This window comes from Sphingobacterium sp. UBA5639 (assembly GCF_002421245.1).
Lineage (GTDB): Bacteria > Bacteroidota > Bacteroidia > Sphingobacteriales > Sphingobacteriaceae > Sphingobacterium > Sphingobacterium multivorum.
Window position 1 is genome coordinate 21195 of sequence record NZ_DIJR01000030.1, and the last position, 25423, is coordinate 46617.

The following is a 25423-nucleotide window of genomic DNA, read 5'->3' on the forward strand; positions in this document are numbered from 1 at the left end:
CACTATGACAGATTTCAAAATGATACGCGATGAATACTCCTGGGATGAGGTCCATGCACAGATTTATGACGCTACCGATCAGGATGTACAACATGCGTTAGAAAAAGACCATTTAACGCTCTCTGACTTTAGAGCGCTCATCTCACCGGCTGCAGCACCATATCTGGAGCAAATGGCACAAAAAACCCAACAAATCACGCAACGTCGTTTCGGTAAAACCATACAGCTCTATGCCCCGCTTTACCTGAGCAATGAGTGCCAAAACATCTGTACATATTGCGGTTTTAGCATGGACAATAAAATCAAACGCAAAACACTGAGCAACACCGAACTATTACTGGAAGCAATGGCACTCAAAGCCATGGGAATCAATCATATCTTACTGGTCAGCGGAGAAGCCAACAAAACTGTCGAGATCACTTATTTCCTAAATGCTATTCGGCTTTTAAAACCTCATTTTTCACAGATATCCATTGAAGTACAGCCATTGGAAGAATCCGAGTACCGATTACTGCAGGCAGCCGGAGTCTATGCAATATTGGTCTATCAGGAAACCTACCATCGCGAAGTTTACAAACAATATCATCCGAAAGGAAAAAAGTCCAATTTTGATTATCGTTTGGATACGCCTGACCGTATAGGCCGGGCGGGAATCCATAAAATCGGACTGGGCGTATTACTTGGGCTGGAGGACTGGCGGGTGGACAGCTTTTTCACCGCGGCACACATCGCCTATTTACAAAAACGATATTGGCAAACACGCTATTCGATTTCCTTTCCACGCCTGCGACCAGCCGCAGGTTCTGTTGAGCCAAATTTTCATTTGGCAGACCGCGATCTACTGCAGTTGATCTGTGCATACCGCCTGTGGAATGAAAATTTAGAAATCTCCATTTCCACCCGAGAGAACGAAACCTTCAGGGATCATATCATACCTATTGGCGTAACGACCATGAGTGCCGCTTCAAAGACCAATCCGGGAGGCTATGTTGTTGATCCGCAAGCTTTGGAACAATTTGAAGTAAGTGATGAAAGAGATATGGAAACAATAAAAAATCAAATCCGAAAGATGGGCTATTCTCCAGTGATGAAAGACTGGGAGAGCAATTATGCCGGTATAGTACGTTAAATACATGAAAAATAACATTTTTGATCGCTATAGCAGACAGATTTTTATTGAAGAGATCGGCGTTGCCGGACAACGGAAGATTATGGATGCCAAGGTATTGGTCGTCGGTGCGGGCGGACTCGGGAGCCCTGTCGTTCAATATTTAGCCGCGGCCGGTATAGGGAAACTTGGCCTGGTTGATTTTGACAGGGTTGAAATCCACAATCTAAATAGACAGATCATTCATTCCGAAGATAATATACACCAGGCAAAAACAGAAAGTGCCACAGCCTATATACTGCAGCACAATAGCACAATTGATTTTGAGCCCTTTCAGGTAAAAATAGATGCAGACAACGCGCTAGCATTGCTCGCTCCCTATCATATCATTGTCGATTGCTGTGATAACTTTCCGACACGCTACCTGCTTAATCATACGTGCCTACAACTCGATAAACCTTTGGTGTACGGTAGCATCTATGGTTTTGAAGGACAGCTGGCTGTCTTTAACTATCAGGGTAGTAAAAACCTATTGGATATCTTTCCAACGCCCCCCGATCCGGAACAGGTTCCAAATTGCGATAAAAATGGGGTGCTGGGTCCTTTACCCGGTATTATCGGCAGTATGATGGCCATGCAGGTGCTTAAAATAGTAACCGGATTACCCGTAGACAGCAACCAGTTAACGGTTGTTGACACATTCCATTGGCGTTTTTCGAAACTCTCCTTCTAAGGATTATTTCGGAAGGCGTTCCGCAAAAAGAGATAGAACGCTTTAAAAGAGCTCAAAAATTTATTTTAAAACAAAAGCAGACAAACAAAATTTGCTAATTTTAGTTTATATATTAGCAAGCTTAAATGTCAACTTTACGATCTGGAATGAAAAAAGTAATTTATCCATTACTCTCCCTCTCTTTATTACCCTTATTTTCAATTGCGCAAGAGACGAAACTCACTGCTGACGATCTCTTTGTAAAAGCGCGAAAGGTAGCCTTTGATTCAAAAGATTATCCGCAAGCCATTCAATTATCCAAACAGGCGCTACTTCAAGCACCGGATTACACCGATATTAGCATCTTTCTCGGGCGGCTTTATACCTGGTCGGATAAAATTGATTCGGCAAGAACCATCTTCACAGAACTGGACAAAAAGAATACAAGTGATGAAGATTTCTTTTTAGCCTATGCCTCATTGGAATATTGGAATGATCAGACTGACAAAGCTATTGCAATTACAGACAAAGGGCTTAGCCTACATCCGCAGTCGCAGGATCTACTTCTGTTAAAAGGTAAAATTAGTTATGGCAACGATCATTATGAAGCTGCCGAAAAGGCAATTCATAGTTTATTGGCAATTAATCCTAAAAACACAGAAGCTCGAGCACTGGCAAAAAGTATTGAAGAATATACGGCTAAAAACGCAATCGGTCTGACCTACAACTTCGTCTATTTTGACAAACAGTTTGATCATAATTGGCACATTGTCGGCTTAAGTTATAAGCGGGCAACCCCCATAGGGTCAGTTATTTTCAGGACCAACTATGCAAATAAATTTGCAGAAAACGGCGTACAATTCGAGATGGAGGCTTATCCGCGTCTTTCAAAGATATTTTACCTCTACGTGGGTGCTGGATACTCCAATAATGTGGGGATTTTTGCGAAATATAGAACTGGCGTGTCTCTCTATGCCAATCTTCCGAACAGCTTTGAGGGAGAGATCGGATATCGTCAGCTTTATTTTAGTGACAACATCTGGATGTACACGGCTTCAGTAGGAAAATATTACCAAAACTTTTGGTTCAATCTGAGGACTTATCTTACACCGGGCGAAAAGAATATTTCCCAATCCTATACCGGAACAGTCCGCTATTATACAAAAGGAGCAAACGATTACTTCGGATTTAGTGCCGGAACGGGTCTGAGCCCCGAAGAAAACCGAAATAATCTATTGGACAACGCTTCCTATAAATTAAAGACATTCAAAGTAGGTGCCGAGTATAACTTCTCGGTGAAACAAAGTAACCTATTTTCAATTTCGGGCACCTATTATAACCAAGAATTCAGGCCAAAAGAGAAAGGAAATCAATTGGACATCATCCTTGGTTATATTCGAAAATTCTAGTTCTTCTTTGTTCTATTAAAGTAATTTGTATACACACTGTCTGGAAGAAGTCGCTTCTGGGTATAAAAGAGTTTGTTCTTGCGCTTAAATAGTTCAAAGCGCTTGGACAATTCTTCTTTCGCATTATCCGCGGTGGCATCTTCATTGAGTATTCCATCCAATTTATACAGTTGTCCATCGGAAAGATGGTAACTGCCCTTTACAAAATCTATCAATTGATTTTTACTCTGCATCATGGCAATGCCATCACCCTGAGCTGAAGTGCCCTTGTCAAGCCCCTGACCGATCCAGGTAACTTGTGTAGGAGTTTTCATCCCAAAATTCTCGCGATAGTAGGCCAATATGGAAGGGGCGACATCAAAATGGCTAACAAAATGATGAAAAGTCTTTGGCCCTTTCAAAAGTGGTGAATAAATCAACAGTGGAACATGATAACGATCGATTTTGCTTTGCAAGGGTATCTCAGGCATCGCGTGGTCCCCAGTTATGACAAAAATAGTATTTGCAAAATCTGGTCTCTTTTTATATTCATTAAAGAACTGCTCCATCGCATCATCCAGATTCAGCACCGAAACAAGCTGGGTACGGTTTTCCAAAGCCCACTTTTTTTGTTCGGGTGTAAGGTTCAATGTTGCGATACGTTGATCAAATAGTTGCTCATAATGAGCCGCATTATTAATCAAAAACGGATTATGGGTTGATAGTGTCAAAAGAACATGGAAATAAGGGTGTTCCTGTACCTTCTGTACTTCAAGAAGTTTGCTAAAGACAGCTTGATCTTCATATCCCCAGCTCTCCCCACCCTTTTCGGGCAATTTTTTATAAGGAGGTCCGAATGTGGCTTGGTCCATGAGCATATCTATTTTATTATAATCCATGAACTTTTTCATGAAATCAAAATTAGAATGACCGCCATAGAAAAACCCAGTATTGAATCCATTACTCTTCAGAATATTAAATAGATTAAAGTTGTCAGGCAAGGTGTCTTGTTCCAGGAATCCATGTGTTGCAAAAGGCAACGAACCTGTTATGGTCGGCAAAACGGAAAATGTCCGACCCGAGGAACTCATATTATTATCCCAATACAAAGACTGTTGCTTCAATGTACCTATAAAAGGTGTAAAGTTGCCAATATAGCCATTTTCAGCACTATAGGCATGTCCTAAACCCTCGATAACAAGAATGACCAAATTGGGTACTTTCGCCGTTTTCTGCATGTATGCCCCTAGGAAATCTTTAGTATCCTCTTTTTTCAAAAAGGGAAATTTAGTATCTACCACTTTTGCATCATCGTCGTCTTTATTGAACATAGCGAGCATCCCAGGGTGCTCATCCACGTAATTAGTAAAATTGGAATCGAAAAAATAACGCCACTTACTCCGGCTTGCGTTGGCGACGAATTCATCTTTTTCGGAGCTCCCCCCCAAAAGCGAAGCCGAGGAGACAAAAAACGATATGATCCCCAAAGATAACAGTGCAATACTCGCATAAGCCTTTTTGAATGTCTGTTTATTGGCTACCCAAAGGGGAACCCAAGAAATTACGATCAATAATAAAAGTAAAGCAATATTGGTAAAACTCAACATACCACTGGCCTCCAAAATTTGCTTCATCTCTTCCGAACTGTAATAGAACATATCAGCCCCAAGCAAATTTCTCGATTCGCCAAAATACAAAAACAAGATGAATTGCATAACGACAATAAACGAGAACGATATGACCATAAGAAGTCTTGCCCAAAAACTGCTGATGAACTGAAGCAATAAATAGCCGATTCCCAAACAGGCCAAGGATTGAAAGATAAACAAGATGTTATCCAAAAACAGGTATTTCCCGGCATGTGACTCCGAAAGCTGAGAAAATCGACGACCGTACCACCACCACTCGACACCAACAGATAACATATACAAGGCAAAGACAACCAACATAACAGGTCCTAAGCTCTGTAACGACAGAGTTAATCGCTGACCAAGGTATTTCCAAACCGACTCATTGGCATCTTTTTGTTGAAAGCCTTGCCGTGTCATTTCTCCCCAGCCATGCTGCTTGCGAAAGTAATCAACAACCCCCTGTACCCCAGCTTTAACAACAATGGGATGAAAGTATAAAGGTTCTAGTATCGCGGTAGTTATCAGGGTGGAAAGATCTCGTTTCTTCGAATAAACCTGATGGCTAACAAGATCAACCAAGATGGCATAGATCGAATACAAAATTCCGGAAGCAATCACCAGTGCAAATAGTGCAACGAAAAATGGCCAATTGATTATTCCTAGAATTAAAAAGATTAGAAAAACAATATAGCCCGTAAATTCGACAATGGGTCCCAAGAATTCAAAGAAAAACCAATAAGGCATACTGAGCATACCAAAACGGCCGTATTTGGGATTGAACATGAGTTTTCGATGTTTCCATAAGGTTTCCATCGTGCCCCGCATCCAACGATTGCGCTGCTTACGCAATACTTCTTTTGACTCGGGTACTTCCGTCCAGCACAATGGATCAGGAATGTTGACCACCTCGTAGGCTTGCTTTTGCTCCTCCATATAGCGGCGCATACGAACAACGAGTTCCATGTCTTCTCCCACCGTATTTCGGTCATAGCCCCCGCACGCTAATACAATCTCCCGGTCAAAAGCGCCAAATGCCCCGGAAATAAGAATTAATCCCGAAGCCCTGGACCAAGCCATACGGCCTAAAATAAAAGCGCGGATATACTCCAAAGCCTGCGTACGTCCCAACCATGATTTTGGTAGATTAACGTCGACCACCGAACCGTTCACGACATTACAGTTATTAGCCAAACGTATAACTCCGCCACAGGCTATAACCCGTTTGTCGGTCTGCTCCAAAAATGGCTTTGCTAATTTTAGAATAGCATCCTGTTCCAAAATGCAGTCCACATCAATACAGACGATATAATCTCCCGAAGAAATATTAACGCCGACATTGAGCGCATCAGCCTTACCGCCGTTTTCCTTGTCAACAACAATCAGCTTCTTAAAAGCTGGATTTTTGCTCTTATAGATCCCCCTTATATCCTTGGTCTCAATAGTTCCCTGAACAAAAAAGGACGTTGGTTCAAGTTCATAAGAAGCTATCAATTTCAAAATTGAGTCGTCTTTACTACCATCATTAACGATAATAATTTCCAGATTATGATAATACAGCGACAATAATGAACGTACGTTTTCAACGATGGTCATCCCTTCATTGTATGCTGGCGCAATCAGACTGAATGTTGGCGCGTTGGGGTTGGTGGCAATAATACTATAATCCGTAAATGTATTATTGTGTTTGTAACGAAACACCGCTCCATAAGCGTATAGCCCTATCCAAGTATAGATAATGAATACTGCTGCCGAATAAAGCAAAAATAACCAAACTATAATTTCGTATACGATATGGGAAAACTCTAACATTTTTTCTCTTGCAAAGCGTGTTTAATAATTTGTGTAAGTTCGTCGTATGTATCTTCACGTTGTGAAATCTCGCGCAAATACTGTTCTTCGCCCAGTACAACGAGTACTTCTGCTGCAGAAATTTTAATTGACACTTGGTTATGATTCCACAGTTGATCCTTTAGAAAATACTCACTTTCTCTACTTTTGGCAATCTTCATTGCTTTAAGGATTTCGATCTGAACTTCTATTGGTTGCAGATCAAAATTTTGCATAAATTGCTGAATTGTCCCACTGTTCTCAATAGCCTGCAACGTTCGTATGGCTTGTACACGAACCTTCGTAGATGGATGATCCAATAGGCTAAAAACTTCGGTATAAAAAGTCATCAATCTAAATTTTCGGATCAAACGCAATGTAAATACGACGACAGAATCATTTGAACTCTTAAGCCAGGTATCCACATGTAACTCCGAAAGCTCGGGTATTTCATGAATAGAAAACAATAAACGCAATTGTTGCCAGTCAGATAAGGGACGATCGAAATGGTCCAAAAAACCAAGTCCCTCATATCCCTTAAAACTTACGATCGCATATTGTGCTTCTTGATATACCGTAGTACGGGGATCATTAAGCTTGGCTGTTATCTCAGGGATTGCCGGTTCAACATTCATCGCGGCAAGCTCTTGAACCCCACCCGCAACCAGATAAGCTTTTCTATGCCGAAGCTTTCGCCAAGCCTCATCCTCCAATTTAAAATCATGAAACAACCTATTGATCGATTGTTTCGCTCCACCAGAAAATTTTCGATCCGAGTCAACTAATACATCCAAAAAAAGAGCCCGAAAAGAAGGTTCCTTCAGGTATTTCGCAAACTCCAGGTCTCGATCGCCATTCTCATCGCCACCTACTATAGTTTCCATAATTTTGTACTCGATGATCTGTCGCCAAGATTGCCTATTATGAAGGATTCTATAGCTATAAAAGCTGTATCCCAGTACTGTGATAATCAATAATAGTACTAAAATCAATACGATAACAATCGCCAGAATAAGCTCATGTAGCTCGATATGGTGGTGCATAATTTTATTTATTTATCAGGCGTTTTATCCTAAGAATCAGTTCGTTTGGACTAAATGGCTTAACCATAAAATCAGATGCGCCTAAATCAAATGCATCCACCACGACCTCCTCTTGGCCCATACTCGATAATACAATAACCGGGATTTTCTTTCCGATACTCTTTATTGCCGAAAGAATTTCAATACCAGAAGCAAAGGGCATCATAATATCCGTTACAACTAAATCCAAATTCAGTTCATTAATTTTCTCGATGGCTTCACGGCCATTTCTGGTCAGCACCACTTCGTGTCCTTCTTTCACTAATTTGTGTTCAACAGTACGTAGTATCAATTCGTCGTCTTCCGCTATTAAAATCAACATATCATTATTTATTTAAGATTTTTGCAATTAATTCCAATCCGATATCCATTTCTTGTTCGATGGCAACAAAAGCGATCGCAAGGTCTGTTTCAATCGTTGGGCTGATCTCAAGGTCCTTGGTCATTTGAGCCAATTTAATAAGTCCGGCTGTCGATGAAGTTCCCCGCAACTTATGAAGGAGTTCTTTGATGCGTACAATATCGTTTGTATCAATGGCCTCCTTTAACTGCTTTCTAGACCCCTTTATTTCCCGGACGACCAAATCCAGAAAAAAGGTTAAAAATGCGGGATCATCGCCAGCCTGTTCTTCCAGCCTTCGCATATCCAGATGCTCGTCCAAATCTTCCAGATCCGAGGCTTCGGCAGCACTGGGTTTAACCGATAACATGGCTTTTTCCAAGGCCTTGAATAAATCCTGTTGACGAATAGGTTTAGCTAGAAAGTCTGACATTCCCGCTTCCAGACAGCGTTCCTTTTCGCCTGAAATATTACCGGCAGTAACACCGATAATAGGTGTCTCAGCATAGGAGGACATTTGCCGGATCTGCTTGGTTGCTTCAATACCATCGACCTCGGGCATCTGAACATCCATCAAAATAAAATCAAATTGTTTCTCTTTGCAAGCACGAATGGCTTGGGCTCCGTCAGAAACTTCGGTTAACTGGGCGCCAGGCATGATGCTAGCCATCATGCGTAAATTAAGCGCCATGTTAACGGCATTGTCGTCTGCCAAGAGCACCTGAACGTCTTGACCGTACGATTCTGATGATAACGATAAGTTTGCATTCGCCTTTACTTGCACAGCATCTTCCCTATTTTGTTGTATCGCCCTTCTTAAAGTCGAATACAGTTCTTCAGATTTAATCGGCTTAAGTAGACAGAATGACCGCTCCTCCTGTCTAAATGCAGAAATCACCTCATGCTCTTCCGAGGAAGTATGTAATACAATCAATGGAATGCCTTCTTCTTGTTTTCTAAAGAGTTCCTTAATCTTTTCTATCGTTTCCAGACCCGATAAGATAGGCATATGATAGTCCATTAAAATCACATCGAATCGTTCACCTTTCATCAGCAACTGTAAGGCTTCCATACCGTTTTCTGCGAGGACAGACTCAACATTTTTATAGGCCAACATATGTTGAAGGATAATCCGATTATTAGCATTGTCATCGACAACGAGGACACGATTTAACGGTAAGTCTGTATCTTCCTCCTCCATTTCTTCGCATCGGACCTCGATATCAAAATAGAACGTCGATCCGACGCCCAGTTCGCTTTCCAGATTCAATTTACTACCCATGTATTTCAGGAGGTTGTTGGAGATTGTCAAGCCTAGTCCCGTGCCGCCGTATCGTTTACTGACGGAGCTATCTTCTTGTGTAAAGGCATCAAAGATGCGTTGTTGTTTCTCTGGTGGAATTCCTATCCCCGTATCTCTAACCGAAAAACGTAAGGTCAATTTATCCTCATCGTTGCGAAGTTTACTGATCTTAAATTCAATCTCACCTTTTTCCGTAAACTTAACGGCGTTACCTAATAGATTCACCAATACTTGCTTAATACGTGCCTCATCAATCCAAACAAAAGCCGGCAGCCCCTGTTCAATGTTCAAAAGCAGTTCGACTTCTTTGCGTTGTGCTTGATAGAGAACAACATTAATAACCTGATTCGCTACATCATATACATTATACTTATCGACAAATAATTCAAGCTTACCGGATTCGATTTTTGAAAAGTCTAAAATATCATTAATAATATTGAGTAAGCTATTTCCAGATTCATTGATATAGCCTAAGTATTGTAACTGTGTGTCATTTAATGGTGTTTTTAATAACAAATCGGAGAATCCAATCACACCGTTCAATGGTGTTCGAATTTCGTGACTCATATTGGCGAGGAATTCGGACTTTGCCTTACTCGCCAGATCGGCCAACTCTTTCGCTAATTTTAATTCATCATTTATTTTAACCGATTCAGTGATATTTTGTGTAAAAATAATGATCCCACCTATACTTCCATCAGCGAGATGCCACGGTCTTACTTCCCAATTGAAATGTTGTGCTTCGGCAAGTCCACCAGCCTGTATGACTTCATCCGTATTCTTATACGGTATTCCCTCCAGCGCATCAAGGTAGATTTTTTTTCTATTTTCCGGTATATTTGGAAACAATTGAAAAAAGTTACTATTTGGCGGCAAACTTACTCCTTCGTGAAAATCTTCCAACCATTGATTACTCACCGAAATATAGTTAAAGTCTCGGTCAAACATAGCAACCGAAGCAGGAACATAATCCACAAAAGCCCGTAACATAGATTCTTTGCGTTCCAGTTCCAAGAATAGCGATTTACTTTTATCAATATCCTGAATAATTCCAAAAACACGTTTACACACATCATTTTCAAATTCGGGAATGCCTTTTACCCGCACCCAAATTGATTCACCATCTTGTTTTAATAGACGCAATTCGGTATCATAGGGTGTTCTTGTTTTAACGGCGTTTTCAAAAATTCCACGCAAAATAACCTGGCTTTCTGGCTCATAAAATCCGATTGCATGTTCAAAATCAGGTGTAAAATCAGGATCCACACCATGAATTAACTTCGTGGAGTCGGACCAATAAACCTTGTTTTCAGCTAAATTGACCTCCCATCCGCCTACCTGAGCGACAGCATTGGTCTGCTCCAGGATTTGTTTGGTATGCAAAAGATCATTTTCAAGGCGCAGTCGATCCGTCATATTCAAGGCCGTACTGACAACATAAGATCGTCCATTTTCATCCGTTTCCAACATATTATGGTATAGCCAAGAAATGTCTTCACCATCTTTTGTTTGAAGAACCATCATTCCCGAGTCCTCTTTGTTGCTTGCAATACGTTTGAGATATTCTTCAACAAGACCGACATGATGAGACGGCACCAATTTCTTGAGGTTAAGTCCTTTTACCTCTTCTTTGGCATACCGCAATATCTCCCTTCCTTTTTCATTAACGGATAGAATATTACCGTCCAAGTCATGCATGCTCATCAGACCGATCGCATTTTCAAAAAAGCTACGGAATCTACGTTCAGAATTCTCCAACTTGAGTTTTTCTTCGCGCTCTTTTGTTACGTTTCTGCCAAAAGCCAGAATATCATGATTTATTGGATCATATTTGAAATGCCATTCAATTTCAACAACTTGGCCATTCTCTATTTTAGTCCTACTCGTTGATTGAACGCCGTATTTGGTTTCCTCAACCCGACCTAAGTCCGACACTAATTCCCTTTCAGTATCTCCCAATAAGGTAAAAATAGATTTGCCTAAACTATTCGACCTGGACAATCCCAGGACTTTACTAAATGCGGGGTTAACTTCTTTTACCTTGCGCGCCTCATCCAATACACAAATAATATTGTTCGTCAAGTGAAAAATTTCGGAGAAATAACCAGCCTGAACTTTTCGTTTTTTTCCCAATAATATTTTGGTTACTGCCTTGCCCAGCTCCTCCAACGAGTCTTTTTGTTTATCCGAAAGCGTTTTCGGATGGAAATCAATGACACAGATCGTTCCAAGCGCATCGCCATCATCATCCAGGAGCGGAACGCCGGCATAAAAACGGATATTTCCCTCGCGAATCAATGGATTGGAAGACGAGCGTGGGTCTTCAAAAGTATCTTCAATGACGAGGACCTCCTTACTCATTATGGTGTATTGACAGACTGTATTCTTCCTGTCAACGGTATCCAACTCCATACCAACGCAACTTTGAATACGTTGTGTGTCTTGCTCCATCATGGCAATTAACGCTGCGGGACAATCTGTAATCAGACAGGCCGCCTGCGCAAAAACATCCAGCTCAGGGTCTTTCCCGAGTCCCATTAACTCATAGGACTTTAATTTTTCTATCCTTCTTAACTCATTTTCAGGAAAAACATTATTTGCCATTCACTTCTACTATTTAGATCTGGTTTATTGTGACCGTGAAGTTAATAAAAACATTGTTTAACGCCTAAACAATAAGGAAATATTGCTCAGATAAATGTTTTATAAAGAACAATCAACTGCAAAAATAATTGGTGCTATAAAAAGATTATCCATACACCTTCTTCATAATTTAGTTATTTACTAATTGAATTTTATATCGTTTTTACCTTATTAAGAAAGCGGGAACTTTAATTCTACAGTGCATTTGGATAAATTGATCCAGAAAATAGCTTAAAAACGAAAGAGCCCCGCTAAATGTGATAGCGGGGCTCTGCGATAGGTATAAGTTAAAAAAGTTTTTCAATACTCTGTTCGGCATAGCCGGCACTTGCTGTCATTCCCTTCCCTCCGATACCGGTTCTAACATGTATCTTTGAGCTAACGTCGATTTCAAGAATATGATCTTTGTGCTGCGAATAATAACCTGCCCAAGAGGATGAAATCGAGGCACGCTCCATCGGCATGATACGGTTGGCTTCTGTAATCATCAATTCATTGATATAGGAATTCACAGCGAAGCCCAATTCATCAAGTCTGTTGCCCGCTGCATATTCGTGCGAATCACCGATAATAATACTACCATCCGTGGCCTGTTTAAAAAGTATATGAATTCCATAATTGCGTAGCTCCTGATAGTGATCAGGCAATGGAATTGTTTGAAAAGATGGGCAGTATTCTTCAAAACTCTCGTATCGACGAATGGTCAGTCCTGTTAAAATATTCCCTGGCAAATGGATATGGGCCAAAGGTTTCGTTCGCATCATTTGCAACTTGCTAATTTCAAGTCCACTATTGTCAAATAAGGAACGATATAAAATTTTAAACTCGTATCCATTGCAAATAAGCAATTTCTTCCCTTCAAAGTTTTGCAACGTACTGCTTGTGACAACAACAGCATCATTTTTATCCTCACAGGCCACAATTGTCGTATCGTATTTCAACGTATAGTCCACAAACTTATTTTGCATATAAATATGCAGCTGTCTAATCATTGACTCGGGTTCTACACTGAGTTCCTGCGGAAAAAAGATGGCCTCTTTAACATAACTAGCATTCATCACAGGATATTTCAATAAAACCTGTTCCTTCGACCAAAGTTCATGTTCATATCCTTTCGCTTGATAATGCTTAGATAACTCATGAAGTACCTGAACTTCATCATTATCTGAAGCAATATAGATACTACCATTTTTTCTAACGGATATATCCATCTCCCGCTGAATAGATTGATATATTTCAAGTCCACGTACACCATAATCAAACCATTCACCGGCCATCCCCGATGGCACTACTTGTCCAAAATTACGAACGGTAGATCCCACGGGAAAATTATCCTTTTCGAGTTGGAGCACACGTAACCCCTTTTGTAACGCATGATAGGCATGAAAGGTCCCTAAAATCCCGCCCCCAACAATAATTAAATCATATGTATTTGTTTTCATCTTTATAAATAGAATATCATAAAAAAGTATAGTTAACTAATTTGTACTTCTCCTTTTGTCGCATGCCAAGGAGCCAACAACTCATCGTCGCTTTCTTTCATCTGTTCTTTTTTTCGAATAAAATAAAGTAGGGAGAAGATGCCCAAAATCGCTCCGATAATAGACGCCGAAAAAACCAATTGAATAAAGTAATTTCCACAGGTAACAGAATTTGGCATAAACTCTTTGTTCACCAATATCAGAAAACTACCCAAATAGCCGATTGAATCAGCCATATACATCACAAAACCAATATTACTTTTCATACGATATGTAGCGATCATTCTTTCAAAAAATATAGCGTTATAAGGAATGTATGCCATATATAACCCCAAACCGACAAGCAACATCCAACTTAAACCATCAATCCATTGCCTCGTAAACAAATAGGTAGAAATACCTGCAGTAAGGAACCCCATAATGATCATATAGTGAATCAACTTAAACGCTTTAAGATTGTTTTTAACCATGATAAGACAACTCACCAACAGCAATACAATTAAGGAAATAGTCCCATCAACTTTTGCAAAAATACCCGCTCCTTTTACATGTAACATCTGCCAGATTTCTACCTCAAAGTTATCCCGCACGTCACGTAAAATAGTAAGCATCGTGTACACGATAATAGTCAATACAATCCCGGGCATAAAGGTTTTAAAAAAGTGTTTTCGCATTTGACTGTTCATTGCAACGCGTTCTGTCCGTAGCTTCTTATCCTCCGTTGTAGGTTCTGGGGCATTTTCAAGTATCCATACGCACAAAATAAAGGGTAGAAAAAAAAGTAAACCCGTCAAAAATGGCATCCAAAATTCATTAATATGAAAAGAAGACATCAACCACCGTCCAACAGTTTTTATCAGTCCAGAAGCAAAAATCAGACTCACGGACATTACTGCCCCCATAATCTCTGTAAAACGCCTTCCTTCTAAATAACTAAATACCAATCCCCAAACCATTCCCAATGGAAAACCATTGATAAAAAGAAAGACAACATTCCAAGGCCTTGGACAAAGTGCAAATGCCAAAAGCCCTATCCATGAAATACAAATCAATGCGATTAAATACCGTCCTCTATTACGTTGTTTACTTTCAGAAATAAATTTAATGCCATAGAACTTTGACAACAAATAGCCCAGCATTTGAATGACCACCATACAGACTTTATAATCGACACCAAAAATAGTATCATTTGCAAAGGCAGATGCCGTAAATGACTTTCTAAATGAATACATACTCGTATAACATAAAAATGCTGTAACAGCCAGAACAATAGCCACAGATTTCTCATCCAGTCTATTTATGCGTCGTTTTATTCGTTGGTTTAACTCCATCATCTAAACTTGTTAACAGACCTCATCGTCCGCAATCAAAAGTAAATTTTGGAAATTAACACAAGACTAAACTTTTGTTAAGTATTTATAAACAAATATAATTATCCATTTGTAATACGAAAAGTATAAAATAAAAAAAGCATCATTGAATGATTCAATGATGCTCTAATACTTAACGTGTTATTATCTATTTCTTATTTTCAAAAAAGTATACAATTAGCATGACGGCCTTTCCATTTCCAACATTGCGCGGTGTATGTGATAGTCGTCCATTAAAGAAAATCGAATCGCCCTCCGCTAAGCTAATTTTTTGATCATTGAAGATATACTCCACCTGTCCGCTAATGATATATTTATATTCATAGGCTTCGGTCTCCACCATGGGGCGTTCTGCATCTGGAAGCAACTCCAAAAGAACAATATCCATGGTCGAACTATCCATCGCAGTTGTAAAAATCCGTTTATAATGAAAACCTATCGCCGACTCTTTTTCAAACGGACTATACGTATCTTTTTTCCGAACGACCACAGGGCCTGAATCCAATTCAGAATTAAAATCTTTAAAAAACTCGTTAAGATCAATATTCAGTGCATTGATGATATTAATCAATACGAGTAAGGAGGGTATTGTTCTGTTATTTTCAATCTGCGAAATAAGCCCCTTGCTTACACCCGCTCTATCGGCAACTTCCTGTATGGTAATTCCTTTTTCTTTTCGAATTTCCTTAATTTTATTGCTAATCTTGAATATCGTATTATCTTCCATAACTTGGCCAAAAGTAAACATTTTTATGATGTCGTGTATATTAAGTTTTTATCACTTAAACATAGGTCACCTATAAAATTATGATATTTTACTGTTCTCAGAAAACTGAGGTTCAATAACAGTAGATTTTTTTTCATCATTCATTTTGCTCAGCATTGGTGAGTACTATTGGTAAACTTTAACCCAGTCAACACGCATCTCAACGGGTAGCTTGTCTTGATTCACTTCACCAACCCAGCTTCCGCCCAACTGTTGGTCAATCAAAAGATAAAAGGGTTGATCATAAGGCCACTGAGAGGGATCTACACCATCAACTCTTGGGTAAGTAAAGGTGTCAACACCATTTAACTGAAATACGATACGGTCGGGATACCAGCTTATACCATATATATTATACGCGTCAGTGTTGACCGAAGCGGTACCAAAATGTTTCGGATTCTCCTTTTGCCCCAGATCCAACGTATAATAGGAATGCGTGGTCTGGTATATGATATTGTCAAAATTAAGATGCTCCATAATATCGATTTCACCATTTCTAGGATATTTCCCATACTTGTCCAACTCCGCCAGCATCCACATGGCAGGCCATGCTCCTTTTGCACTTCCTAGCTTGGCTCTGATTTCTATGCGTCCGTACTGAAAAGCAAACTTCCCCTTGCTCCATATCCCGCCTGTCAAAAATGGTCTTGAATCGCTATTTTTGTCTGTATTTTTTATTCCTTTGAGAATTAACTCACCATTTTCCCATCCAAAACAGGCGTCATCCATGCTCATATGCCGATTCCAATCGGCTTCCCCTGCTGGAATCCGGGACCATTTACTACTATCTAGCTTTGGGGAATTGAAGTTTTCTTCCCATACCAGCTTCCATTCTTTAAGCTCACGATCCTTCTTTTGCATATACACATAAGGATATTCTTTTGGACTATAATAAACACTACATGCAGAAAATAGTAAGAAAAAACAACTTAGGCTTAGGACTCTCTTCATAATTAAAATAGTGGTTTCGCAAAAAATGATTTAGGCCTAAATTTAGACATAAATTACCATAACCGACAACTCCGCTAAAAATTAATAGAAACAAAGATTCAAACGCAAAAAATGAGATTGCGCAAACTCCTTAAAACATAGGGTGAGCATTTGCCGCGTTCTTAGGTACATCTTGCTGCGCGTCCCAATGCTCTACGATTTTACCTTCTTCCAATCTGAAGATATCGATTGTCGATTTAAGGCTACCATCTGGATTCTTATTTTTTAGGTGTATGAAGACCAAGTCGCCGTCCGAAGCAATATGCTGTACATCAATCTTTGTCTTAGGCTGCCCTTCAAACCACTTTGTCGCAGCGAGCTTAAACGCTGCTGCCCCATCCGCAACAGCGGGATTATGTTGGATATACTGAGGAGAAATGTACTTGTCAACTGCAGAAATATCCTTATCACCAAACATTTGCTGATAAAAATCTAAAACGATTCTTTTATTCTCTTTGTTTTCGTCAAGTTGTTTTTGCGCAGCTTCTTTGGATTCATCTGTCGAAGGTTGCTGACAACCCAGCGTTAGCAATAAAACAGAGAAAGTCATAACCTTAACCATTATTCTATTTTTCATCTTTAAATCCATTTTAATTGAAGTCATCGATTCACACCTCACCTTAGCACACTCCAATTTACCTAATTTATACAATATAAACAGCTTTTATCTGAGGTCTTTTACTTTATAAATATTGGCATGATAATTGGATTTATTCCTATAGTATAATATTCAGAAATATACATTTCATAAATTTAGGTTAATAATTGGTTAGGTTAAACACCTGAAGTCCCCAACTTCAGGTGTTTTTTATATATTTTCGAAAATCAGTATTGCTATAAAAACAAAAATGACAATTATCGCTTTTATTAATCTAGTTCAATAAAATTCCTTATTGCGCGATGTAACTTTACGTCAGTTAAGAAAATAAAATTATCAGCTATGGAAAATAAAATATTAGGACTACATCACATTACGGCGATAGCAGACAATGCAAAGCGAAATCTCGATTTCTATACAAAAGTACTGGGCGTACGCCTTGTCAAAAAAACAGTTAATTTCGACGACCCAAGCACCTACCACTTCTATTTCGGTAATGAACAGGGCGAACCAGGAACGATTCTTACGTTTTTCCCTTGGGAAGGTATCGGAAAGGGTACTCCAGGAGCGGGAATGGCGACTCATATTGGCTATGCCGTACCTCAAGGGAGTTTGGATTTCTGGAAAAATCGCTTAGCGGAACATCAGATTAGTTTACAGGAAAATGAGATTTTTGGAGAGAAGCTGATTTCATTTAATGATCCCGATGGATTGCAACTTCAGTTTATTGAAACTAACGACCCTAGAAAGGCATGGACAACTACCGACATCAATGCAGATCATGCGCTAAAAGGATTCCATAATGTCACGCTTTCATTAAAAGAAGCAGATCCAACTATACGCGTATTGACCGATATTTTAGGTTATTCGTTTCATCAGCAGGATGAGAACCGCTATAGATTAACAACTGACAGCATTGAAACAGCAAACATTGTCGACATAATAGCGGATAAAAATCTGCCCTATGGCAAAAATGCGGCCGGCACAAACCATCATATCGCATTCCGGGTAAAGGATGATAATGTATTGATGGAGTATCGCGAAAAGGTCCTTTCGGCAGGGCTGAATATCACAGAAAAAATAAATAGAGATTACTTTTTCTCACTCTATTTTCGTGAACCTGGCGGTGTCTTATTTGAAATCGCGACAGACAATCCCGGGTTTACAGTAGATGAACACTTATCCACTTTAGGAGCGGCACTCAAATTGCCAAAACAATATGAAAGCTATCGTTCGCAGATTGAACAGACATTGCCAAAAATCGATTAATAAAAGTTTATAAACATCATTTTACAAAAGAAAAAGTTATGGAAAGAACTGAAATTGTATTAGACAAAAATCAACGTGGGGAGCTCCAATTATTCTCCGACGATCACAAAGCAGGTTTAATGAGCATCGCTATCATTGACGGAAATTTAGTTGTTTACCATACAGAGGTAGACGAAGCTTATGAAGGCCGAGGATTTGCCAAAATACTTCTTGAGAAATTGGTATCTCATGCGCGTGAAAACAACATGAAAATTGTTCCTTTATGTCCTTATGTAAATGCACAGTTTCATCGTCATCCAGAGCTTTATCAGGATGTTTGGTTTAAAAAAACGGTATAAATTACCATAAAAAGAAGGGACAAAATGAGTCATTCAATCAATATTAAAACGGCTGGGCAAAGTTTGGAACAGGCAAAAAAAGCCATCGTCATGATCCATGGTCGTGGGGGAAGTGCAGAAGACATCCTTGGTATGTCATCCTATCTTCATGTCGATAATTTTGCGTTACTTGCACCACAGGCAGAAAATCATAGCTGGTACCCCTATTCTTTTATTGCTCCCGTACAAGAGAACGAACCCTGGTTGAGTTCTGCAATTGATCTGATCGATCATACGGTCAAACTAGCTTTAGCCAATGGAATCCTCACCGAAAACATCTATTTTTTTGGTTTTTCTCAGGGTGCCTGTTTAACACTAGAATACCTTACAAGGCATGGTCAACGCTATGGTGGTGCTATAGCAATTATTGGCGGAGTAATCGGTGAAGAAATTAACAGGGATAATTACAAGGGTGACTTTGCTCAAACACCTATTTTTATAGGCACTAGCGATCCAGATTTCCATGTTCCTCTTGAACGGGTGGAAGCTACAGTAGCCATCTTAGAACAAATGAATGCCAATGTAAAGCTCATGGTATATCAAAACGCAGGCCACTCCATCAACCGCGAGGAGATCGATCTTGCAAACGAATTCGTTCTTTAAGAAAGACAGAAATGATCCATTGGTAAGAGTGATCCATTGGTTGTTGATTAACTATGATTAATCAACAACCAATTTTTTCAACACATTAGACTTTAGGGTATTTATAGCCATTATGATAAACTGATGCCAGGTACCTATTCGCTTTCTGATCCGTAAAATGCTGTTGTTCTTTATCCCAATAGAGTTTTTGTCCTGTCCTAAATGCAATATTTCCCAATTGAGAAAAGATGGCAATATGGGCTCCTACTTCAATTGGTGCATGGAGTATTTGTGGATTACGTTGGCGAATGGCAGCCACAAAATTTTCCATATGTTTATCCAAGCCATTGTCTAAAGAAGGTTGGATAGAGACCGCTTCCATCCTTCCTTTTTCTGGAATGACCTCCCATCCCGATCTATTCAACACCAGCGTACCATTGTTACCAATAAATGCGACACCATGATTACGATTATAAGGTCCGAGATCAATACCCTTAGCATGCTCCCATTGGATGTTGAAGCCCTCAAACTCATATACGGCAGTCATGGTATCAGGCGTTTGGCCAGCATCGTCCGGGAATGCGAACTTACCTCCTGAGGCCATGATGGATTTTGGATCAGAAACTTTCATCCCCAGTAAAGCATAATCCAACATATGCACGCCCCAATCTGTCATCAAACCACCCGCATAGTCCCAAAACCAGCGGAAATTAAAGTGGAATCGATTCGAATTAAATGGTCTTTTTTGTGCCGGGCCTAGCCATTCCGTATAATGCACACCTGCGGGAACCGGTTCATCGGGTACAATGGGAATAGCACTTTTCCACCCCTGATAAGACCAAGCTTTCACCAATCGTATTTTACCTAATTTACCCGAATGAACAAAATCAATGGCGTCCTGGAAATGTTGCTGGCTCCGTTGCCACTGTCCAACTTGCACAATAGCCTTATTCTTTTTTGCCGCCTGAACCATTAATTGACATTCAAGGATAGAGTTACCAATAGGCTTTTCGACATAGACGTGTTTCCCCGCATTTACGGCATCGATCATTTGCAGGCAATGCCAATGATCCGGAGTTGCAATAATGACCGCATCCACCATTGGGCTGTTGAGCATTTTTTTATAATCTACAAATGTTTCGACATGTATGTTTCTTTTTTGAAGTTCTTCCGCTCTCTTTTTAAGAATATTTTCATCCACATCGCAAAGAGCGGTACAAACCAAGCCATCATTCTTTAACAACGCATTCAAATCAGCCCAGCCCATACCATTTACACCAATTAATCCAACCCGGATGGATTGATCTAAAAAGGTTGAACCTTTCGCATTTAAAAAAAATGTTGAAGCAGCTAAAACAGTAGACGTTTTGATAAAATCTTTTCTATTCATTGGATATTGGTTTAAGTTTTGTTTTTAACGGATATCATCTAAATATCAAATACGAATAGACTACATATGCTTGGATGAATGCCATTTAACAAGAATTACGTTCTTTATTATTAAAAACAAATTGCTTCGATGAAAATACAAAAATGAATTTAGGTGCTCGCAAAAAGCATTGTAAAATATATATCGACAATTGTTGCGGAACCTTATGGACAAAACGAAAAAATGGTCGAGTTAGAATCACTCGACCATACATCTACCTATGAAAAACATGCCCTTGGGAGGGGCGCATGAAGTTAATACTAATTTCACGAAGAACAAACATTTAAAAAAATATTTATCTAAATAATTAATAATACCATTAACAATGGAATTATTAATTGATCATGTTACATTGGTTGGAGGGATTGTGTTTTATTAGGCATTTATGTTCAATAATTTCCTTCCTCTAGCGCTGTTCCAATCAACATCTTCTTCAAAAAAAGCCTCAGTTACAGAACACATTTTATAATTCATTTAAAAAAAATAAAAGATTAATCATTTATTATGCCTACCTTGCCGCACTTAATTAAAAATAATGAATACAGGTAAAATTAAATTTTTCAATGAAACTAAAGGTTTTGGTTTTATTACACCAGAGGATGGTAGTGCAGATGTTTTCGTACACGTTTCTGCGCTTAAAAACCAAGTATCTGAAGGCGACGTTGTAACTTATGATGTAGAAAGAACTCCAAAGGGGATCAGCGCTACAAATGTAAAATTGGCGTAATCCAAAAAATACACTTTCTTGTTAATGGGGTAATTCTTAATGACTTATCCCATTTCTTTTTCCTATTCTTCCTTTACAATTTTTCAGCAATCCTTTACTTTTCCGTTGAAGACTTTTAGTTTTCAAATAAAAGCATAAAAAGGATTCTCAAAGGTTTTATTTAAGACAAATTCGAACATACTATTTATGGAATTTAAACAACTCAGTTTAATCGCTCCGCTTTTAAAAGCAATAACAGAAACAGGCTACACACACCCCACTGCAATTCAACAGAAAGCCATTCCAGTTGTATTGCAAGGCAACGATCTTATTGGTTGTGCACAAACGGGAACAGGCAAAACCGCCGCTTTTGCACTTCCGCTTTTACAACGTCTTGAAGAAACTAAGACTTCAGGTAAGCTCGTTCCGATTAGGGCTTTGATCCTTACGCCAACACGTGAACTAGCCATTCAAATTGGAGACAATATAAACTTATACCGGAAATATCTAAAACTAAACTACTGCACTATTTTCGGTGGTGTAAGCCAAGAAAAACAAGTTAAAGAAATTAAAAAGGGCGTCGATATTCTTGTAGCTACCCCAGGCCGCTTACTGGATTTAATGAATCAAAAAATAGTTTCTCTAGATAAAATCGAAATCTTAATATTGGACGAGGCGGACAATATGCTGGACATGGGCTTTATTCATGACATCAAAAAGATCCTGGCCAAAGTTCCGTCAAAACGACAAACATTATTCTTCTCGGCAACGATGCCACCCAATATCCGTAAATTTGCACATGGCATATTACATAAACCTATTGAAGTTGACGTCACCCCGGTAAGCTCAACGGCCGAGAAAGTCAATCAATCTGTATTTTTTGTTGAAAAGAAGGATAAGATCAAATTATTGACGAGCATACTAAAAAAGCTGAAGCATGAGCGTACCATTGTCTTCTCCCGAACAAAACACGGAGCGGATAAAATCGTTAAGTTACTTGCGAAAAATGGTTTGAGAGCAGCAGCCATTCACGGAAATAAATCTCAAAATGCGAGACAAAAAGCGCTAGGTGAATTTAAGGACAGTCATCTTAAAATATTGATCGCTACCGATATTGCTGCAAGAGGAATTGATATCGAACAACTCCCCCTTGTGATTAATTATGATCTCCCTAATGTACCAGAAACCTACGTTCATCGCATCGGAAGAACAGGAAGAGCTGGCCAGGAAGGAAAAGCCGTTTCTTTTTGCGATGTAGAAGAAAGACCATATTTAGCTGATATTGAAAAATTAATCGGACTAAAAATCAAAATAGAAAAGATCAATAAATAGATCTTTATAAAACCTCAAGTAAAAGGCCCTAAATTATTGGATTTAGGGCCTTTTATGTTTTATTTATGGTTTGCGATCTGCCATCAACAGTGTCGATGGCGTGAAAGGAAGCCAATGTACTTTTTTATTGACAATTTTGTTCCAGCTGGGAAGGCTGATCAACATTAAGTCTTGCTCCTGCCAGGTCTCACGGTTTAACTCTTTTTCAGTTAGTGTAAGATGATTTGGTACAAGTTGTTCCAATTGCCTCAATTTCTCTTTAAAGCTCTCATTGGTTTTCAGCACTTGGTTGAGATCCCACACAATGACTTGAGCATCGGAATGCTGTATTAGACGCTGTATCATTTCACCAAGAAATTCATCGTTTTTTAAGACAACAGGAACAACCACACGCTTTGCCTTTAGAAAATTTTTATCGATTAAGATACCTACCTGTGCATTTACTTTAGCATTGATTTGCTGATTTCGATCGAAAGTCATGAAAGGAGACTCTGCATTTGTAACCGTATGGAATAACTTTTCGGGATTCACAATCCGGGTAGTAAAATCTAAAAAACGCCCCAGTAAGCTTCCCTCATAAATTGATTCACTGACACCCAACAATAATAAGTCCTGATTGCGCTCATTGGAAGTTTGAACAATCTCGCTGTCAATATCACTGGAGATTTTAAAAATTGTCTGGATCGGTTGCTCAAGCTGCATCGCCACCTGCTTAATTTCACGGAAACTATCCAGCTCCTGGATTTCCACTTCATAATGATGTAATTCGTTGGCAGGCTCAATATGTAATGCCGTAATTTCAGCGTTCTTTTTTGATTTCAACGTTAAAGCATCAGCCAGATACAATAGTGAAATCCCCGTGTTACTTTTCGCAAAAGACAGTAGAATCTTAAATTTTGATTTATCACGGAAATCTTCCTGTAGTGAATTTTTCTTAGGTCGATAGAGGAAATTGATTAAATCTAAAGATGGTCCCGTCATAAAAGTAGTGACCAACGCCATTACAACCATCATCGAAAATAATTCAGCACTTAAAACGCCAAGATCGTATCCAATATTGAGGACGATAAGTTCCATTAGCCCCCGCGTGTTCATTAAGGCACCAATACTCAAACTATCTTTCCAGCTTTGACCAACAAAGCGCGCCGCTAACGTACTACCTGCAAATTTACTAATAACCGCAACCAAAATAATCCCAATGGTAATCATCCATAACTGAGGGTCATTAAGCAGACCGATCTGCGTGCGGAGACCTGTAAAGACAAAGAATAAAGGTAATAGTAACAAGGTTGAAACATCTTCGATTTTTTCGATAAATGCTGTCCGGAATCGACTCCCTTCGGGCATAATAGCTCCGGCCATAAATGCTCCAAAAAGTGCATGGATTCCGATTACTTCGGTCGCATAAGCCGACAATAACAGCACAATAAAGAAAATAGCAACAACAGGCTTACTTAGTGCTTCTTTACTTCCTTTTACCTCTCCAACGCGCATCAAAAATGGACGAACGATCTTAATCATGATGAGCACATAGGCAACAGCCAGCCCGATGGTATATAATGCACTAGCAAAATCACCCGCTTTGACAATTGCTATCACGACAGCCAGAATACACCAAGCTGTAATATCGTCTGCAGCAGCGCAGGTAATCGCCATTGCACCTAACTTACTTTTTTGCAATCCCCTTTCTTGTATAATTCTAGCAAGAACAGGAAACGCTGTTATACTCATGGAAATACCAATAAACAAGCTGTAGGATAGAAACTCTACATTTGTGGGTGGATGGAATAGGTATAAAAAATAAGCCAGTGAAATTCCCAACGTAAATGGGATCACAATGCTTGCATGAGAAATGACAACAGCATCATGCGCTTTATTTCGCAGCACATTCAGGTCCAGCTCCATGCCAATGATAAACATAAATAAGATTAGCCCAATTTGGCTCAGAAACTGCAAGTTACTAAGCGATTCTACAGGAAAAAGTGTATGCGAAAATTCGGGAAAATGGAGTCCCAGCAACGATGGCCCCAATATGATACCGGCGAGCATCTCTCCTATGACGATAGGCTGCTTAATCTTTATGCAAATCCAGCCCATGATACGTGCAGCGATAATGATTGTCACGATTTGCGCCAGTAATATCGCTAGCGGATGCTGCAGACTATGGAATAAGGTTGATGTAAAATCGTTCCAGGCACCTTGACTTGTTTTCTGTCCACGCAGCAGCTCTGGAGCCTCCAGCTGTGTCCCCAAATGAATCACCCAATACATCACACCGAGTAATGTACCCACTAACACTACGTAGAAAATTGTATTCCTATATCTCCTCATCTTCAATGGCAATTAAAATAAATATAATGACAATAGCATACTAAGTCCCGACCAATATTCTTTAAATAAAGGGGGGATAAAATACATTCTCAACAAAAATATAATTCTGTTGCAGTTTTAATGCCTTTCAGCAGGTAGGTCTAAGAAAATATGTAATG

Annotated in this window: 19 protein-coding genes; 8 read left to right on the plus strand and 11 right to left on the minus strand. The window is 39.4% G+C overall.

The window, feature by feature from the left end; all coding sequences use genetic code 11:
* Positions 1-4: 4 nt before the first annotated feature.
* The 3 genes from thiH to B4Z90_RS19360 all read left to right on the plus strand — a co-directional run bounded on the left by thiH (position 5) and on the right by B4Z90_RS19360 (position 3229).
* Positions 5-1129: a 2-iminoacetate synthase ThiH gene (gene thiH / locus B4Z90_RS19350; RefSeq protein WP_070570527.1), complete on the plus strand. Its 1125-nt coding sequence runs from the start codon at positions 5-7 to the stop codon at positions 1127-1129.
* 4 nt (positions 1130-1133) lie between these two features.
* Positions 1134-1841 carry a HesA/MoeB/ThiF family protein gene (locus B4Z90_RS19355; protein WP_286767069.1) on the plus strand — a complete coding sequence of 236 codons (708 nt, stop codon included), beginning with the start codon at positions 1134-1136 and terminating at the stop codon, positions 1839-1841.
* Between the two features lie 146 nt (positions 1842-1987).
* Positions 1988-3229, plus strand: a complete 1242-nt coding sequence (locus B4Z90_RS19360; protein ID WP_286767070.1) for a YaiO family outer membrane beta-barrel protein — start codon at positions 1988-1990, stop codon at positions 3227-3229.
* Here the strand turns inward: B4Z90_RS19360 and B4Z90_RS19365 are convergent.
* From B4Z90_RS19365 to B4Z90_RS19405, 9 genes are all read right to left on the minus strand, one after another.
* Positions 3226-6648, minus strand: a complete 3423-nt coding sequence (locus B4Z90_RS19365) for a sulfatase-like hydrolase/transferase (RefSeq protein WP_286767071.1) — start codon at positions 6646-6648, stop codon at positions 3226-3228. The two genes, B4Z90_RS19360 and B4Z90_RS19365, sit on opposite strands and share 4 nt — an antisense overlap.
* Positions 6642-7709: a hypothetical protein gene (locus B4Z90_RS19370; RefSeq protein ID WP_286767072.1), complete on the minus strand. Its 1068-nt coding sequence runs from the start codon at positions 7707-7709 to the stop codon at positions 6642-6644. Before B4Z90_RS19370 ends, B4Z90_RS19365 begins: the two co-directional genes overlap by 7 nt.
* 4 nt (positions 7710-7713) lie before the next feature.
* Positions 7714-8070, minus strand: a complete 357-nt coding sequence (locus B4Z90_RS19375; RefSeq protein WP_070570518.1) for a response regulator transcription factor — start codon at positions 8068-8070, stop codon at positions 7714-7716.
* Between the two features lie 4 nt (positions 8071-8074).
* Positions 8075-11995, minus strand: a complete 3921-nt coding sequence (locus B4Z90_RS19380) for a response regulator (RefSeq protein WP_286767073.1) — start codon at positions 11993-11995, stop codon at positions 8075-8077.
* 326 nt (positions 11996-12321) lie between these two features.
* Positions 12322-13476, minus strand: coding sequence for a TIGR03364 family FAD-dependent oxidoreductase (locus B4Z90_RS19385; protein WP_112376237.1), 1155 nt, complete (start codon positions 13474-13476; stop codon positions 12322-12324).
* 32 nt (positions 13477-13508) lie between these two features.
* The gene (locus B4Z90_RS19390; RefSeq protein ID WP_286767074.1) at positions 13509-14849 is read right to left on the minus strand and encodes a DUF5690 family protein; all 1341 of its coding nucleotides are present in this window, start codon (positions 14847-14849) and stop codon (positions 13509-13511) included.
* Positions 14850-15033: 184 nt separating this feature from the next.
* A complete protein-coding gene (locus tag B4Z90_RS19395; RefSeq protein ID WP_254667692.1) occupies positions 15034-15633 on the minus strand; it encodes a helix-turn-helix domain-containing protein in 600 nt (199 codons plus the stop codon).
* A 144-nt stretch (positions 15634-15777) separates the two neighbouring features.
* Positions 15778-16602 carry a glycoside hydrolase family 16 protein gene (locus B4Z90_RS19400; RefSeq protein ID WP_286803013.1) on the minus strand — a complete coding sequence of 275 codons (825 nt, stop codon included), beginning with the start codon at positions 16600-16602 and terminating at the stop codon, positions 15778-15780.
* A 130-nt stretch (positions 16603-16732) separates the two neighbouring features.
* A complete protein-coding gene (locus B4Z90_RS19405) occupies positions 16733-17218 on the minus strand; it encodes a nuclear transport factor 2 family protein (protein WP_070565661.1) in 486 nt (161 codons plus the stop codon).
* Between the two features lie 363 nt (positions 17219-17581).
* On the opposite strand from B4Z90_RS19405, the gene B4Z90_RS19410 reads away from it, so the two are divergent.
* From B4Z90_RS19410 to B4Z90_RS19420, 3 genes are read left to right on the plus strand one after another with little or no spacing between them, the layout of a single operon-like run.
* A complete protein-coding gene (locus B4Z90_RS19410; protein WP_286803015.1) occupies positions 17582-18508 on the plus strand; it encodes a ring-cleaving dioxygenase in 927 nt (308 codons plus the stop codon).
* Between the two features lie 38 nt (positions 18509-18546).
* Positions 18547-18846 (plus strand): GNAT family N-acetyltransferase, encoded by a 300-nt coding sequence (locus B4Z90_RS19415; RefSeq protein WP_046672947.1) that lies wholly within the window; start codon positions 18547-18549, stop codon positions 18844-18846.
* A 24-nt stretch (positions 18847-18870) separates the two neighbouring features.
* Positions 18871-19488, plus strand: a complete 618-nt coding sequence (locus tag B4Z90_RS19420; protein ID WP_070565331.1) for an alpha/beta hydrolase — start codon at positions 18871-18873, stop codon at positions 19486-19488.
* 85 nt (positions 19489-19573) lie between these two features.
* On the opposite strand, the gene B4Z90_RS19425 is transcribed toward B4Z90_RS19420, so the two are convergent.
* Positions 19574-20857 (minus strand): Gfo/Idh/MocA family protein, encoded by a 1284-nt coding sequence (locus B4Z90_RS19425; RefSeq protein WP_070565333.1) that lies wholly within the window; start codon positions 20855-20857, stop codon positions 19574-19576.
* Between the two features lie 574 nt (positions 20858-21431).
* Between B4Z90_RS19425 and B4Z90_RS19430 the strand changes: the two genes are divergently transcribed.
* Both B4Z90_RS19430 and B4Z90_RS19435 read left to right on the plus strand, forming a co-directional pair.
* Entirely contained in the window at positions 21432-21623 is a 192-nt protein-coding gene (locus tag B4Z90_RS19430) for a cold-shock protein (protein ID WP_046672944.1), read from the plus strand.
* Positions 21624-21809: 186 nt separating this feature from the next.
* Complete coding sequence (locus B4Z90_RS19435) at positions 21810-22934, plus strand: DEAD/DEAH box helicase (protein ID WP_070565335.1); 1125 nt, start codon at positions 21810-21812, stop codon at positions 22932-22934.
* 63 nt (positions 22935-22997) lie between these two features.
* On the opposite strand, the gene B4Z90_RS19440 is transcribed toward B4Z90_RS19435, so the two are convergent.
* On the minus strand, positions 22998-25265 hold the full coding sequence (locus B4Z90_RS19440) for a cation:proton antiporter (protein WP_286803017.1): 2268 nt from the start codon (positions 25263-25265) through the stop codon (positions 22998-23000).
* Positions 25266-25423 lie beyond the last annotated feature (158 nt).